The following is a 14,089-nucleotide window of genomic DNA, read 5'->3' as shown; positions in this document are numbered from 1 at the left end:
TTGTCATTCCCCTTCTTCGTCTATTTTATAGATTGCACGCTCTCCACCAATAAGTTTTGGCCGTGTTGTGGCAACTGTCACAATCGCCCCTCCGATTTTACTGATTGACGTTCGAAGAGGAACTGCGACTGGCTTAAGATGCATGCCAATCAATGTTTGTCCAATATCGATTCCTGCATTTGCACGAATCGATTCTACGACTACAGGCTCGTCCATTTGACGGTAAGCATAGGTAGACATTGAACCTCCCGCATGTTGCATCGGAATGACCGATACAAGATCGAGATTGAATTTCTCTGCCGCACGACGTTCGATTGTCAACGCACGGTTAATATGTTCGCATCCTTGGAATGCAAGGAAAAGCTTATGTTTTTCAGCAAAATCTTTCAAAGGTCCATAAAGAGCCTCGCCGATTTCAAGGGCACCGGACGTCCCGATTCGCCTACTGGCAATTTCGGAAGTTGAGCAACCTACGACGAATAGTGTGCCCGCAACAGGATGATCCTGTTCTACCATTTCCGCCAACAGTTGTTCAAGTTGAAGCTTCCATAAATTCAAAGCATCCACTTTTCTCCACCCGCTTTCTTATGGTGTCTAGGCCGCTTGCGTCGCTTTACTTAGTTTTCTAGCTCCATCAATTTTCCAATGCGACGTTCGTGACGCCCACCTTCAAATGAGGTATTTAACCAAGTTGCCACAATTTCTCTTGCATGCCCTGCACCAATGACGCGTTCACCCATTGCTAGGACATTTGAATCATTATGTTCTCTTGTTGCTTTTGCACTGAAAACGTCATGGACAAGTGCACAGCGGATGCCTTTTACTTTATTGGCAGCGATAGACATACCAATTCCTGTTCCACATATCACGATGCCACGGTCAAAATTCCCCGAAGCCACTCCATTTGCAACAGGTGATGCAAAGTCCGGATAATCGACAGATTCATTCGAATCCGGCCCAAAATCTACATATTCAATACTTAATTCAGCTAACAGGTTAATAATTTCACGACGAAGATTATTGCCGCCATGATCTGAAGAAATTGCAATCTTCATTACGTCCCTCTTTTCTTAATTTACTCACAACTCATTCTACCATTTTCCCGCGAAAAATACAGTCCAAATCCATTAGAATCTACTTCTCGCCTTAGGGATGCCTTTCACAAGCGAACAAGAAGGCATTCACCAAGGATAAGTTGAATCCAGCGGCTCGACAATTTTCGCCGTTTCGGCGTCAGAAGCAACCACGCCATTCAGTTTTATGGCTGCTGCTCCATCAATCTTCGCTCTAACACATCGATAATTCGCGATAACTCATCGAATGTCTGCCGGTATGTTTCAAGATTTCCTCCAAATGGGTCGTGCACATCCTCACCCGCACCAAATTTCACAAAGTTTTTCAATGTAAATGTTTTCTGTTTCATTGTCGGGTAGCTATACAGTAGGGCCATCTTATGCGCTTCCGTCATTGTCAACACGACATCAGCCCACTCCAAATCCTCACTTGAAATCATCCTAGACCACGGGGTGTGAGGCATATTGGCTTCTTCAATCAACGTGGTCGCATGTGGTGAAATCTGTTGACCGTCTTGCGCATATATCCCCGCTGAACGAACGTTCACATTGTCTATCCCCCTGGAACGAAGAATCGCTTCCGCCATTGGACTTCTGCATGTATTTCCTGTACATATCAAATAAATGTTCATACCTTCTCACCTACTCCTTTTAACCATCCATCACTTCAACTAAACCATGACACGACACCCATACCTACTAAAGCCATACCCGCAATTCCTCTTATCACTTTTCCGTCACCAATGCCCATTCTTTCTTTAAATACAAGCGCAATATAAGAAAGGACAAATGTTAGTCCTCCCGCTAGGAAAATGAAAAGAATTTTATCCATGTGAAGCATACCAAATGAAACACTTACTGTGAAGGTATCCAAACTGACCGCAAGCGCAATCACAAAGGGATGTACCTGTTTACTCGGAGTCCCCGATTCATTATCTTGCAATAACATATGTATACCAATCAAGGCAAGTAACACGCCTGATAACAGACTGCTCCACTCTGTAAAAAGGTGCGCCGACAACTCTCCCGTAGCGAAACCTAAAAAAGGAAATGCCATATTGAGAAAAGATGTCCAGAGCACCAGCGCAAATCTCCCTTTCTTCACATGCAGGAAAGCAAATACCACTAAAACATCAATGCTTGTAATGAAAGCTGCAAATAACTCTACCAACATAAAACCTCCCCGGTTACCGCATCCATGCATCTTATGCGGTTCCCAGGGAGGTCATTCATATTCAACTGCGTCCAGCTGTATCCACCACTTATAGAAGTGGGGGTATTCTGCTGAATTTAGATAAAGCGTTTGCCATCTGCCGCCTTCATTAACCGATTCATGACGGCTGTCCCCACTCCAGTCAAATCTGTTTCAACTGCAAGAATGATATCCGCTTCCGTCATATCACATTGGCGTAGCGCCCCATACAAACGGGCAGCCATCACTTCGTTATGATTCCTTGGACCGACAGATAGATACCAATCTGCTTCTGGAATGTTCAAGTCATCTGGTCCAATGATGGCGACTCGCTTCCCTTCCATTTGAAGCATCTTGACCGTTCCGCGGATTGTTGTCTCATCAGGCGAAATCACGAAAAGTGGAGCTTTCGGCGCATAATGCATATATTTCATACCAGGAGAACGGGGTGCTTCGTCACCAGGCACTTGACTACCCGCTTGTACCGTACCAATGATTTCCTCAATCATCTCTTGCGTAATTCCACCAGGTCGTAAAATGGACGGCGGATTGGTCGTCATGTCCAACACCGTCGATTCGACACCAATACCTGTCTGCCCTCCATCCAAAATGAGCGGAATCTGTCCTTTGAGATCTTCGTAGACATGCGCCGCTTCAGTAGGACTCGGTTTCCCGCTACGATTAGCACTTGGTGCAGCAAGCGGTCCGTCTAGCGCCCGAAGAAGTTCCAATGCAACAGGATGATCTGGCATTCGAATCCCGACAGTTTCAACTCCAGGCGTCACATTCGCTGCAATCACACCTGGTATTTTATCGAAGACTAGAGTGAGTGGACCCGGCCAATAGGCAGTCATCAGTTTTTCAGCATCCTCTGTAACGCCAGTTGCGTACTTGGAGACATCTTCTTTATTGCCAATATGTACAATGAGCGGATTATCGGACGGTCTCCCTTTCGCCTTGAAAATTTCCTGCACAGCTCGCTCATCCGTAGCAAGCGCTCCAAGGCCATAGACCGTCTCTGTCGGAAAAGCAACGATACCGCCATTTTTCAAAATATCCACAGCTTGTTTATATTTTTCTTTGTTATCCAGAATTTTATCCACTAAAATAAGTACTGTTTCCACAGACTAAACCTCCCTTATCCACAATTGTCTGTCAGTTATCCACGTGTATTGTTAGTAACTTTAAGAAAATAGCCCTTTTATCCACTCCCAGATGAAAAAGGTAACCTTTTCTTCACTTTCTTCATCCTTATCTGGAAAACAAATTTTCGGAAAGATCGAACACCACCAGTTATCCCCACGCCCGCTACCGATTGTTAATATATACGCATCGTAATTCCCCTGCGGATGAATGACGAACCCTGAGCGCTTCGCTGGGAACAACGCTTTTTTTCGTTCCAGTGAAATCGTTTGTCCATTCGACAGTGCGTTAGCCGTTTCCACAATGGTACTTTCAAGCGCTACCAAGTTATCCAGTAACTCTTGTTCCGATAAAGATGAGGTAACCGCCTTGTTGATAAGCGGTTCAATCTTTTGCTGGATATCCATTTTCACTTGTTGGTCGACAGGTGCATTTGAATGGGCAAGCATCCGGAAACGAATGGGCTCATCTTCCGCCTGCCCCACTGAAAATAGCGTCATGATGGATTGAATAATGATCAGCACAATAATGAATTCGATGTAAGGCATCACCTTATTGAATATAGTTGTCTTTCTTATAATCTCGTAATCTGTTAGCATGTCTATCCCCTCCTACACCGCATTATTACCGGATAGGAGGTTGTTTATTCACTAGTCTCGCAAAATATTATTCTGTCTTTACCGTTGATATCCTGTACGGTTTCAACAAGCGCGTTTGGAAATGCCTCTTGGAATAACTTGTGCACAGCCGGCCCTTGTAAATAGCCGATTTCAACTGCGATGAGGAACGACTTGTTCATCAGGGGGGGCAAACTTTCCGCAAGCTTACGATAGAAGTAAAGCCCATCTTCCTCTGCAAATAAAGCACTGTGTGGTTCGTGATCCAGAACGGTACCTGACATCTGAGCCGCTTCTTCATTCGCAATGTAAGGCGGATTCGATAAGACGATATCCCATTTTTCATGTGCAATCGGCGCCGTCAAATCACCTTGAAGAAAACGAATATCGGCCGCGTTCATCGTCGCGTTATGCTTGGCGATAGCGAGCGCTCCTTCACTGATATCCGTCGCGGTGACATCGCAGGTCGACCACTCTTTTTTGAATGAAACCGCAATGGCCCCACTTCCCGTGCCAATATCTGCAACCTTGACCGATGTTCCCTTAAACAGTTTTCGACCGCGTTCAAGTGCCCCGTAAACGAGTTCTTCTGTTTCCGGGCGTGGAATGAGAACATTTTCGTCCACTTTAAACGTATAGCCATAAAAGTTTTCTTCACCGATGACGTATTGAATGGGTCTTCCCTCGAGCAACTCAGTCGCTTTCTCCCAAAATGCTCGGTGCTGTTCTTGGCTTAACGGCTCACGCAAGTCGGCAAATAAGGAAGCTCTCGATCTTTCGGTCACGAACTCCATGAGCATTTGCGCTGTATGTGGTTCCAGCCCACGTTGCTCTAATAAAGAAGAAGCCCTCCCCAGAGCTTCATAGATTTTTTCAGTCATGGCGATCCAAGCTTTCTAGGCGATAAGCCTGTTCTTCCATTATCAGTGCATCGATGACATCATCAAGCTTGCCTTCGATGATCTGGTCCAATTTCTGGATTGTCAAACCAATACGATGATCCGTCACCCGGTTTTGCGGAAAATTATACGTACGTATCCGCTCAGAACGGTCACCTGTTCCAACTGCCGACTTTCGGCTCGCAGCATATTCTGCTTGGGCTTCTTGTTGTGCTGCATCATAGACACGAGCTTGTAATACTTTCATCGCTTTTTCACGGTTTTTAATTTGTGATTTTTCATCTTGCATGGATACGGTGATTCCCGTCGGTAAGTGCGTAATACGAACAGCAGAGTCTGTCGTGTTAACATGCTGACCACCTGCACCACTTGAACGGTACGTATCGATTTTCAAATCTTCTCGGAGAATTTCAATATCGATATCTTCAGCTTCCGGTAAGACTGCGACTGTCGCAGTTGATGTATGCGTTCTTCCGCCTGACTCAGTTTCCGGGACTCGCTGAACCCGGTGTGCGCCATTTTCAAATTTGAGTTTTGAATATGCACCGTTGCCGTTTATCATGAAAATAATTTCTTTAAAACCACCGAGTTCCGTTGGGGATGAATCAATTACTTCAGTTTTCCAGTGGTTCATTTCCGCATAGCGGCTGTACATACGGAATAGACTCCCCGCAAATAAGGCAGCTTCATCGCCACCGGCTGCCCCACGAATTTCCATGATGACGTTTTTATTATCGTTTGGATCCTTTGGTACTAATAATATTTTCAGCCGTGCCTCGAACGTTTCAATTTTTTCCTCGAGCTCAGATACTTCCATTTTCACAAGTTCTTTCATGTCATCATCGAGCGGTTCGTTGAGCATGTCTTTCGCATTTTTAAGCTCAGCCTTCGCGTTTTTATAGTCACGGTATATTTCGACTGTTTCTTGTAAGCCGGACTGTTCTTTTGAATAATCACGAAGTTTCGCGATATCACTTACGACTGCAGGATCACTTAGTAATTCATTTAGATGATCGTAACGGTCTTCTACTGCTTGAAGTCTTTCAAACATTGTCTGCACCTCATTTTCAGGACTGTTTTGTACGTTAATTGTACGGGAAACGGTGGGGTAAATACAGTTATTTCTCTACTATATGCGCTTGCAATATAAAACCCGTCCATATTCCACGGACGGGCATCACAACATTATCCTTTTACTTCAACCATCGCGGAAATGCCTTTTGGTACTTGGTGGTGCTTGCGGCATCTTGGTTCATATGCTTCTGCAGCGCCAACAAGAATGACAGGGTCATCGTAGCCTGCCGGTGTACCATTAATGAGTCGTTGTGTTCTACTCGAAGGAGAGCCGCATACTGTACAAACAGCTTGTAATTTCGTTACGTGCTCAGCGATTGCCATCAGGCGTGGCATAGGTCCAAATGGTTCACCGCGGAAGTCTTGGTCAAGGCCAGCCACAATGACGCGGAACCCACGATCCGCCAATTCCATTACCACGTCCACGATACCCGCGTCAAAAAATTGGGCTTCGTCGACAGCGATGACATCATACTCTTCTGAGATGAATTCTTCAATTTGCGATGAACTTGCAACAGGTATCGCAATAACCGTTGTTCCATTATGACTCACGACAGCCTCTTCACTATATCGATTATCGATTTCCGGCTTGAATACTGCTATTTTTTGCTTGGCAAACTGGGAACGTCTCACACGGCGAATCAATTCCTCCGATTTCCCAGAAAACATGCTGCCACAAATTACTTCAATCCATCCACCTTGCATTGTTACATACATGGATAGTCTAGTCTCCTTTCAGCACTTCGTTATATAGTCGTTTCTTTATAAGTGTTTTGATGTCTATCATACCCGAAAACGGTTCGAAATTAACGTCTGTTTTTTCACAGCTACCTATGTTACATAGACCGTTTTTCCACAAAGAAATACCCGCCCGGCGCAATTGCACCTGACGGGTATCGTGGAAGCCTTAAGCTTCTTCGCGACCTTCTTCTTTGAGGCCATATTTTTTGTTGAAGCGATCGACACGGCCGTCCGCTGCAGCAAATTTCTGACGTCCAGTGTAGAATGGGTGGCATTCCGAACAAACTTCCACTCGGATATCCCCTTTTACAGAACCTGTATTGAATGTATTACCACATGAACAAGTTACATTTGAAACTTCATAAGCTGGATGAATTCCTGATTTCATTACGTTCTCTCCCTTTTCGCCCTGAACCATCTGGAACAGAGTTATATTATATGACTGATGCCTTACACGGTCCGTTTGTGTCAACCGTATATGCAACAGATAGTATCTAACATACCTGAATTATTATAACAAGAAAAAATTTTTATCGCAACTATTTTTTACGCAACTACAATTACAGTAATCCCTTACCATTCCGTTGGGCTTTCATTTCTTCATTCAACTTTTCGAAAAACTCGTCGTTTGTTTTCGTCTGACGTAGTTTCTTTAAGAAACGTTCTGAAAAATCATGCGCGTCTGAAAATGTTTTGCGAATCGCCCATAACTTCTCAAGTTTATCAGCTGGAACGAGTAACTCCTCTTTCCGAGTGCCTGAGCGACGAATGTCGAGTGCAGGGAATATCCGACGTTCCGCAAGATGTCGGTCTAGATGAAGCTCCATGTTGCCTGTCCCTTTGAACTCTTCATAGATGACTTCATCCATACGGGAACCTGTATCGATTAATGCTGTCGCAAGAATTGTCAAACTACCACCTTCTTCAAGGTTACGCGCCGCCCCAAAAAATCGTTTCGGGCGATGGAATGCAGCTGGGTCAATTCCGCCAGACAGCGTACGTCCACTTGTCGGAATCACCAAGTTATAAGCACGCGCAAGTCGAGTTATGGAGTCCATTAAGATAATTACATCACGCTTATGTTCGACAAGTCGCATCGCACGCTCCAATACAAGCTCCGCTACTTTGACATGATTTTCTGGTAATTCATCGAAGGTTGAACTGACAACATCGGCATTGACAGAGCGCTCGATATCCGTTACTTCTTCTGGTCTTTCATCAATAAGAAGGACAATCAGTTCCGCATCCGGGTGATTCGTCGTTATAGAATTTGCAATTTCTTTCAACAGCAATGTTTTACCCGCTTTTGGAGGGGCGGCAATCAATCCACGCTGACCAAAACCTACTGGCGAAACAAGGTCCATAATACGCGTCGATAGCTTCATAGGATCCGCTTCCAGTTTGATATGACGGTCTGGATAGAGCGGTGTAAGTGCAGGGAAATGTACGCGCTCACGTGCTACTTCCGGATCTTCGCCGTTGACAGCTTCTACTTGTAGCAGACCATAATAGCGTTCTGATTCTTTAGGCGGTCGAACTTTCCCTGACACTTTATCACCATTTCGAAGGTCAAACCGCCGAATTTGTGAAGCGGATATATAAATGTCTTCCGAACTCGGGGAGTAGTTGATTGGACGTAGGAACCCGTAACCTTCCGATTGAATGATCTCGAGTACTCCTTCCATGAAGAAGAAGCCCTCTTGCTCAGCCCTAGATTTTAAGATTGAAAAAATGAGTTCTCTTTTCGTTAGCTTTGCATAATAGGCAATTTTGTATTGTTTAGCGAGAGCATATAACTCTTTTAGCGTCATATTCTCTAGCGCTGAGATTGTAAGTACTGTCATTTTGGGCACCACTCTTTACGTTAATGGGTATTGTTTTTGAGGTAATTATTTTTTATTAGGGAAGATGCCCGGCGCACAGCCGGGCGATGAGGTCTAATCAATTACGCCTTAGCGTAACTTTGAATCAACAGGAAGTTGGTTCAAGTCAGTCTTGCATGACGAGCAGAGGTTTTTTCTCCATGCTGTGTCGGCCTTCGACAAATCGAATCGTACCTGATTTTGAACGCATGACAAGTGAGTGCGTCTTACTATAACCGCCTTTAAACTGCACACCACTAAGAAGTTCCCCGTCTGTTACGCCAGTTGCGGCGAAGATTGCGTCGTCTCCTTTGACAAGGTCATCCATATACAACACTTTTTCGATATCGATGCCCATCTTTTTACAACGTTCCCGTTGTTCATCATTGGTAGGCATAAGTCGACCTTGAAGTTCGCCACCAAGACATTTTAGACCAACTGCAGCGATAACACCTTCTGGTGCGCCACCAATACCGAACATGATATCCACGCCTGTTTCATCGAATGCCGTATTGATAGCAGCCGCGACATCGCCATCAGTAATAAGCTTAATACGCGCGCCTGCCGCACGAATTTCTTCAATGATTTTAGCGTGACGTTCTCTATCCATAACGGTAGCTACAATATCCCCGATGTCTTTGTTTTTCGCTTTAGCGACAGCGTGAAGGTTCTCTGTTACAGACGCATCCAGACTGATTTTACCAACCGCTTCTGGACCGACAGCTATTTTATTCATGTACATGTCTGGTGCATGGAGCAAATTACCTTTATCGGCGATGGCAATAACTGCAAGCGCGTTCCAGCCGCCAGCTGCAACAATATTTGTTCCTTCAAGTGGATCGACTGCGACATCCACTTCCGGACCATTGCCAGTCCCTAGTTCTTCACCAATATAAAGCATTGGCGCTTCGTCCATTTCTCCTTCACCAATCACGACCACACCTTGCATCGGAATTGTATCGAATACGTGACGCATCGCTGTTGTTGCGGCATCGTCTGCCTCATTTTTCAAACCGCGTCCCATCCAACGTGAAGCTGATACGGCTGCTGCCTCTGTAACACGAACTAATTCCATCGATAAACTGCGTTCCATTTGTTGTGTTCCCCCTGTTTTACGGTGATTTCCGTAAGTTTTAACGCTCCGAATAAGTATAGCATAATCATTTTAAGCACTCAGCTGTTCATTCGCTAACGACGACTTCTTCCGGAATCGTCACTCTGCGGATATCTGCGCCGAGCCCCTGGAGTTTTTGTATAAGCGCGCTGTAGCCACGCTCGATATGTTGGATTTCCTGCACTTCCGTCACGCCATCGGCAATGAGTCCCGCGATGACGAGCGCAGCACCCGCACGGAGATCCGATGCACGTACCGTAGCGGCTTGTAGTGGAGTTGGTCCAGTAAGGATAGCTGCTCGCCCTTCAACACGCCCATCGGCATTCATCCTGCGCAGTTCGTCGATTTGTTTGAACCTGGCAGAGTATACGGTATCTGTAATGATTGAAGAACCGATTGCCTGTGTCAGTAGTACTGAAAATGGTTGTTGCAAATCTGTCGGAAAACCCGGATAGACAAGCGTCTTCACATCAACCGCTTGGAAATTTCCCGATTTCGGAATAAAGATCTGTTCCGCACCTTCGACGACGTTAACGCCCATTTCACGGAGCTTCGCTGTCAATGCTTCGACATGTAGAGGGATGACGTTATCGATTGTAATCCCGTTCCCCGCAACAGCTGCCATAATCATAAATGTGCCCGCTTCAATTCGGTCTGGGATAATCGTATGATTTGTCCCGTGTAGTTTTTCTACACCTTCAATCCGAATGACATTTGTTCCTGCACCTTTAATCTTAGCGCCCATATTAGAAAGTAATGTTGCAACGTCAATAATTTCAGGCTCTTTTGCTGCATTTTCAATGGTCGTACGTCCTTTTGCAAGTACTGCCGCGAGCATGATGTTAATCGTTGCACCCACACTAACGACATCCAAATAGATTTTCGCACCACGGAGTTCTTCTGCACGCAAATAGATGGCACCGTGTTCGTTCGTCACTTTTGCACCTAACGCCTCAAAACCTTTTATATGCTGATCAATCGGTCTTGGGCCTAGATGACAGCCACCTGGCAAACCGATGACTGCATTTTTAAATCTCCCAAGCATTGCGCCCATCATATAATAAGACGCCCGAAGTTTTTTCACATTGCCGTTCGGAAGTGGCATCGACACCATTTCCGTCGGATCAATTTTCATCGTCCCGTCAGCAAATTCGACTTTTCCACCGATATCTTCAAGTAGTGCTTGAAGCGTTACAACATCCGAAATTTCTGGAAGCCCTTCAATTGTCACAGGGGTATCAGCCAAAATGGAAGCAGGTATCAGTGCAACCGCACTATTCTTTGCCCCACTGACCTTGATTGTCCCTTGCAATGGCTTGCCACCTGTTATTTTATAAACGTCCATATTACTCTCCTTCAGTACGTCACTTGTTCTTTCTAGCTTCCCAGTCCGCAAGAAACGCTTCAATCCCTTTGTCTGTCAGCGGGTGTTTAAATAACTGTTTCAACACATTAAATGGTGTTGTTGCAATATGTGCACCGCTTAGTGCAGCATCTGTAATATGCTGAGGTCCGCGAATCGAAGCAGCAATAATTTCTGTTTTCATGCCATGGATTGTGAAAATGTCAGCAATCGTAGAGATTAAAGACATACCATCTTGTCCGATATCATCTAGTCTGCCTAGAAACGGTGAAACATATGTAGCGCCCGCACGTGCAGCTAGAAGTGCTTGGTTCGCACTAAAAATAAGGGTTACATTCGTTTTGATGCCTTCTTGCGAGAACACTGAACAAGCTTTCAACCCTTCAGGAGTCATCGGCAATTTCACTGTAATATTTGGAGAGATAGCCGCAAGTTCGCGTCCTTCTTTGATCATTCCTTCTGCATCAAGTGCAATTACTTCCGCACTGACTGAACCAGGTACAAGCGCACAAATTTCACGCAGTCTGTCATGGAATGGTACATCTTCTTTCGCGACAAGTGATGGGTTAGTCGTCACACCTGATAGAATCCCCCAGCTATGTGCTTCTTTAATCTCTTCAAAATTTGCAGTATCAATGAAAAATTTCATGTGTACATCCTCCTCTTATTTAACGTGCATAGACACTTTTTAATGGAAAAGGAGGAGAATGCATCTTAATCGAATGCTTCTCCTCTTTCCCTTCCCCTATGATTCGGCAAGGGTTCGGGCCCTTACTTCAGTTACTTATGCTTTTTGTGAACTGCCAAATTCACGCATTTTTCCGATTACTGTTCGCTTAATCGCATCGCGCATTGGTGTTAGGTATTTACGTGGATCATATATTACGGCATCCGCTGTAAGTGCTTCACGTACAGCTTTTGTGCCTTCAATTTGGTTTTCTGTATTCACGTTGATTTTTGCTGTTCCTAAAGAAATAGAACGTTCGATATCTTTCACCGGAATTCCTGTTCCACCGTGTAGAACAAGTGGTAGATCCGATTGGCTTGAGATTTCTTCCATCTCTTTAAAACCAAGGTTCGGCTCACCTTTATACGGTCCGTGAACGGATCCAAGTGCAGGTGCTAGGCAATCAATCCCTGTTTTTTCAACAAGTTCTTTACATTCTGCTGGATCTGCATAAATTACGCCTTCTGCAACTACATCGTCTTCTTGTCCACCGACGACACCTAGTTCCGCCTCAACAGAGACTCCGCGCTCATGTGCATAATCAACAACACTTTTTGTAATTTCAATATTTTCAGCAAGTGATTTAGATGACGCGTCAATCATAACAGACGTGAAACCTGCATCGATTGCTTCTTTACATTTTTCGAAGCTTGAACCATGGTCAAGGTGAATGGCAACAGGGACAGTGATTTTAAGGTCATGTATAAGGCCTTTCGTCATATTAACGACAGTCGTAAAGCCACCTATATAACGTGCTGCTCCTTCAGATACACCAAGAATAACCGGTGATTGTTCTTCTTGCGCGGCCTGTAAAATAGCTTGTGTGTATTCCAAGTTGTTCACATTGAACTGACCGATTGCGTATCCTTCTTTTTTCCCTTTAATCATCATGTCTTTCATTGATTCTAATGCCATATAAATTCCTCCTCCGAAAAATCGATCTGAATATTGCATATTAATTTTATACCTCTATCATCATAACAAAAAAGGACAGTGTTTACCACTGTCCTCTTTTTCAACTCTCAAAAACTGCATTGACCGCATCACGCACTTCATAAATATCAAAAGGCTTTGTAAAATATTTTAATGCACCGATTTTTAGCGCATCATCTGTCAATTCAATTTCACCGTATGCAGTCATCATAATGACTGGGACATCCGGCCAACTACTTTTTATTCTTTTCAATACCTCTACGCCATCGATTCCCGGCATCTTCATATCCAGTAGTATACAGCCGGGCACTTCGTCTTTCACAGCTTGCAGCGCTTCCATTCCATTAGCAGCCAGCCTTGTTACAAACCCCTCTCGACTGAACACCTCATCCAAAAGAAGACGAATACCCGTTTGATCGTCAACGATTAATAAACTTTTCAATAGCTACCCCTTCTTCCCCCATAAATCCCGTTTGCACTCTAGTACTTATTTGACAAAACAAAAGTTTCACCTTCTTTTATTTGAAATCAATTGTGCCTATACAACTCACTCCCCCTAAAATCTGTGACTTCCGCCGGAGACCTTACATGAATCAGTTGGGCGTGAAGACTTACTTTGAATGAAGTTCACTTCATTTTACTTTCTGCTGAAACCATTCTTATAATAAAAGAGAGGTGATCACAGTGAAAATTTTGACGACACAAATCGGTGGCCTTCTTCAGCGAATTGCTACGAGTAGCGAAGAAGCTATTGAAGAGACATCCAGGCTCTTGGCACAGGCAACGATTGGCGAAGGACGTGTCATTATCGCAGGTTTTGGTGAGATGGAGGCAGTGACCGCAACCGCATTAACCAGTCTGGACCCATTTAAGGGAGCCGTTCGCTATGCGGAAGGCATGGACATTGTATCAGCAGATCGCGTTTGGTTATTGACTCGTTCCGCCGCTGATGAACGTACACTCGATTTGGCACGACTTCTTGCCGAACGTTTCATTCCATTTGCTGCGCTTAGTGCCGATAAGCCAGGAGACGACAATGAACTATCGGATTTGGCCTACACATATATATCGACGGGTCTAACACGGGGATTGTTACCTAGTGATACCGGAGAACGTATTGTTCAGCCTCATGCAATGGCTGCTTTATTTGTCTACGAAGCGGTGAAACTTGCATATGATGAGATGGTTTCAGACGAGGATTGACGCGGAATAAAAGCGCAAGCGCCAGTTCAACCTAGACGCAAAATCTATACGTTGTAACTTATCCATAGTTCGAGATTTTATAATTTTCGAGTGAACAAAAAAAGCTGTAGCCGAATGGAATTCTCCTTTTGGCTACAGCTTTTTCATT

17 protein-coding genes are annotated in these 14,089 nt (G+C 44.6%); 1 reads left to right on the top strand and 16 read right to left on the bottom strand.

The window, feature by feature from the left end; all coding sequences use genetic code 11:
* Window positions 1–3 precede the first annotated feature (3 nt).
* The 16 genes from ACIQ0H_RS07980 to ACIQ0H_RS07905 form a co-directional block, all read right to left on the bottom strand.
* Window positions 4–567: a TIGR01440 family protein gene (locus ACIQ0H_RS07980; RefSeq protein ID WP_403413126.1), complete on the bottom strand. Its 564-nt coding sequence runs from the start codon at window positions 565–567 to the stop codon at window positions 4–6.
* A 50-nt stretch (window positions 568–617) separates the two neighbouring features.
* Window positions 618–1,055, bottom strand: coding sequence for a ribose 5-phosphate isomerase B (gene rpiB / locus ACIQ0H_RS07975; protein ID WP_403413124.1), 438 nt, complete (start codon window positions 1,053–1,055; stop codon window positions 618–620).
* Between the two features lie 203 nt (window positions 1,056–1,258).
* Window positions 1,259–1,705 (bottom strand): low molecular weight protein arginine phosphatase, encoded by a 447-nt coding sequence (locus tag ACIQ0H_RS07970; RefSeq protein ID WP_403413122.1) that lies wholly within the window; start codon window positions 1,703–1,705, stop codon window positions 1,259–1,261.
* Between the two features lie 35 nt (window positions 1,706–1,740).
* Window positions 1,741–2,244, bottom strand: coding sequence for a manganese efflux pump (locus tag ACIQ0H_RS07965; protein WP_403413120.1), 504 nt, complete (start codon window positions 2,242–2,244; stop codon window positions 1,741–1,743).
* A 119-nt stretch (window positions 2,245–2,363) separates the two neighbouring features.
* The gene (locus ACIQ0H_RS07960) at window positions 2,364–3,389 is read right to left on the bottom strand and encodes an L-threonylcarbamoyladenylate synthase (RefSeq protein ID WP_403413118.1); all 1,026 of its coding nucleotides are present in this window, start codon (window positions 3,387–3,389) and stop codon (window positions 2,364–2,366) included.
* A 60-nt stretch (window positions 3,390–3,449) separates the two neighbouring features.
* A complete protein-coding gene (locus ACIQ0H_RS07955; RefSeq protein WP_403413116.1) occupies window positions 3,450–4,007 on the bottom strand; it encodes a stage II sporulation protein R in 558 nt (185 codons plus the stop codon).
* Between the two features lie 44 nt (window positions 4,008–4,051).
* Window positions 4,052–4,906, bottom strand: coding sequence for a peptide chain release factor N(5)-glutamine methyltransferase (prmC, locus tag ACIQ0H_RS07950; protein ID WP_403413114.1), 855 nt, complete (start codon window positions 4,904–4,906; stop codon window positions 4,052–4,054).
* Window positions 4,899–5,975 carry a peptide chain release factor 1 gene (gene prfA / locus ACIQ0H_RS07945; RefSeq protein ID WP_403413112.1) on the bottom strand — a complete coding sequence of 359 codons (1,077 nt, stop codon included), beginning with the start codon at window positions 5,973–5,975 and terminating at the stop codon, window positions 4,899–4,901. Before prfA ends, prmC begins: the two co-directional genes overlap by 8 nt.
* Before the next feature lie 134 nt (window positions 5,976–6,109).
* Window positions 6,110–6,715: a thymidine kinase gene (locus ACIQ0H_RS07940; protein ID WP_403413110.1), complete on the bottom strand. Its 606-nt coding sequence runs from the start codon at window positions 6,713–6,715 to the stop codon at window positions 6,110–6,112.
* Window positions 6,716–6,905: 190 nt separating this feature from the next.
* Window positions 6,906–7,127, bottom strand: a complete 222-nt coding sequence (gene rpmE, locus ACIQ0H_RS07935; protein ID WP_403413108.1) for a 50S ribosomal protein L31 — start codon at window positions 7,125–7,127, stop codon at window positions 6,906–6,908.
* Window positions 7,128–7,299: 172 nt separating this feature from the next.
* The gene (gene rho, locus ACIQ0H_RS07930; RefSeq protein ID WP_403413106.1) at window positions 7,300–8,583 is read right to left on the bottom strand and encodes a transcription termination factor Rho; all 1,284 of its coding nucleotides are present in this window, start codon (window positions 8,581–8,583) and stop codon (window positions 7,300–7,302) included.
* Between the two features lie 145 nt (window positions 8,584–8,728).
* On the bottom strand, window positions 8,729–9,694 hold the full coding sequence (gene glpX, locus ACIQ0H_RS07925; RefSeq protein WP_403413104.1) for a class II fructose-bisphosphatase: 966 nt from the start codon (window positions 9,692–9,694) through the stop codon (window positions 8,729–8,731).
* An 88-nt stretch (window positions 9,695–9,782) separates the two neighbouring features.
* The gene (locus ACIQ0H_RS07920; RefSeq protein WP_403413102.1) at window positions 9,783–11,060 is read right to left on the bottom strand and encodes a UDP-N-acetylglucosamine 1-carboxyvinyltransferase; all 1,278 of its coding nucleotides are present in this window, start codon (window positions 11,058–11,060) and stop codon (window positions 9,783–9,785) included.
* A gap of 19 nt (window positions 11,061–11,079) precedes the next feature.
* On the bottom strand, window positions 11,080–11,727 hold the full coding sequence (fsa, locus tag ACIQ0H_RS07915) for a fructose-6-phosphate aldolase (RefSeq protein ID WP_403413100.1): 648 nt from the start codon (window positions 11,725–11,727) through the stop codon (window positions 11,080–11,082).
* A 135-nt stretch (window positions 11,728–11,862) separates the two neighbouring features.
* Window positions 11,863–12,720 (bottom strand): class II fructose-bisphosphate aldolase, encoded by an 858-nt coding sequence (locus tag ACIQ0H_RS07910; RefSeq protein WP_403413098.1) that lies wholly within the window; start codon window positions 12,718–12,720, stop codon window positions 11,863–11,865.
* Window positions 12,721–12,820: 100 nt separating this feature from the next.
* On the bottom strand, window positions 12,821–13,180 hold the full coding sequence (locus tag ACIQ0H_RS07905; protein WP_403413096.1) for a response regulator: 360 nt from the start codon (window positions 13,178–13,180) through the stop codon (window positions 12,821–12,823).
* 242 nt (window positions 13,181–13,422) lie between these two features.
* On the opposite strand from ACIQ0H_RS07905, the gene ACIQ0H_RS07900 reads away from it, so the two are divergent.
* Window positions 13,423–13,941 (top strand): DUF2529 family protein, encoded by a 519-nt coding sequence (locus ACIQ0H_RS07900; RefSeq protein ID WP_403413094.1) that lies wholly within the window; start codon window positions 13,423–13,425, stop codon window positions 13,939–13,941.
* Window positions 13,942–14,089 lie beyond the last annotated feature (148 nt).

Source organism: Sporosarcina sp. NPDC096371 (assembly GCF_044762865.1).
Classification (GTDB): Bacteria; Bacillota; Bacilli; order Bacillales_A; family Planococcaceae; genus Sporosarcina.
This window is presented reverse-complemented; position numbering and strand designations above follow the sequence as displayed.

Coding starts and splice junctions, on each gene's coding strand:
- rpiB (WP_403413124.1), bottom strand. CDS start 1,055: ATGAAGATTGCAATTTCTTCAGATCATGGCGGCAATAATCTTCGTCGT.
- ACIQ0H_RS07970 (WP_403413122.1), bottom strand. CDS start 1,705: ATGAACATTTATTTGATATGTACAGGAAATACATGCAGAAGTCCAATG.
- ACIQ0H_RS07955 (WP_403413116.1), bottom strand. CDS start 4,007: ATGCTAACAGATTACGAGATTATAAGAAAGACAACTATATTCAATAAG.
- prmC (WP_403413114.1), bottom strand. CDS start 4,906: ATGACTGAAAAAATCTATGAAGCTCTGGGGAGGGCTTCTTCTTTATTA.
- prfA (WP_403413112.1), bottom strand. CDS start 5,975: ATGTTTGAAAGACTTCAAGCAGTAGAAGACCGTTACGATCATCTAAAT.
- ACIQ0H_RS07940 (WP_403413110.1), bottom strand. CDS start 6,715: ATGTATGTAACAATGCAAGGTGGATGGATTGAAGTAATTTGTGGCAGC.
- rpmE (WP_403413108.1), bottom strand. CDS start 7,127: ATGAAATCAGGAATTCATCCAGCTTATGAAGTTTCAAATGTAACTTGT.
- rho (WP_403413106.1), bottom strand. CDS start 8,583: ATGACAGTACTTACAATCTCAGCGCTAGAGAATATGACGCTAAAAGAG.
- glpX (WP_403413104.1), bottom strand. CDS start 9,694: ATGGAACGCAGTTTATCGATGGAATTAGTTCGTGTTACAGAGGCAGCA.
- ACIQ0H_RS07920 (WP_403413102.1), bottom strand. CDS start 11,060: ATGGACGTTTATAAAATAACAGGTGGCAAGCCATTGCAAGGGACAATC.
- fsa (WP_403413100.1), bottom strand. CDS start 11,727: ATGAAATTTTTCATTGATACTGCAAATTTTGAAGAGATTAAAGAAGCA.
- ACIQ0H_RS07910 (WP_403413098.1), bottom strand. CDS start 12,720: ATGGCATTAGAATCAATGAAAGACATGATGATTAAAGGGAAAAAAGAA.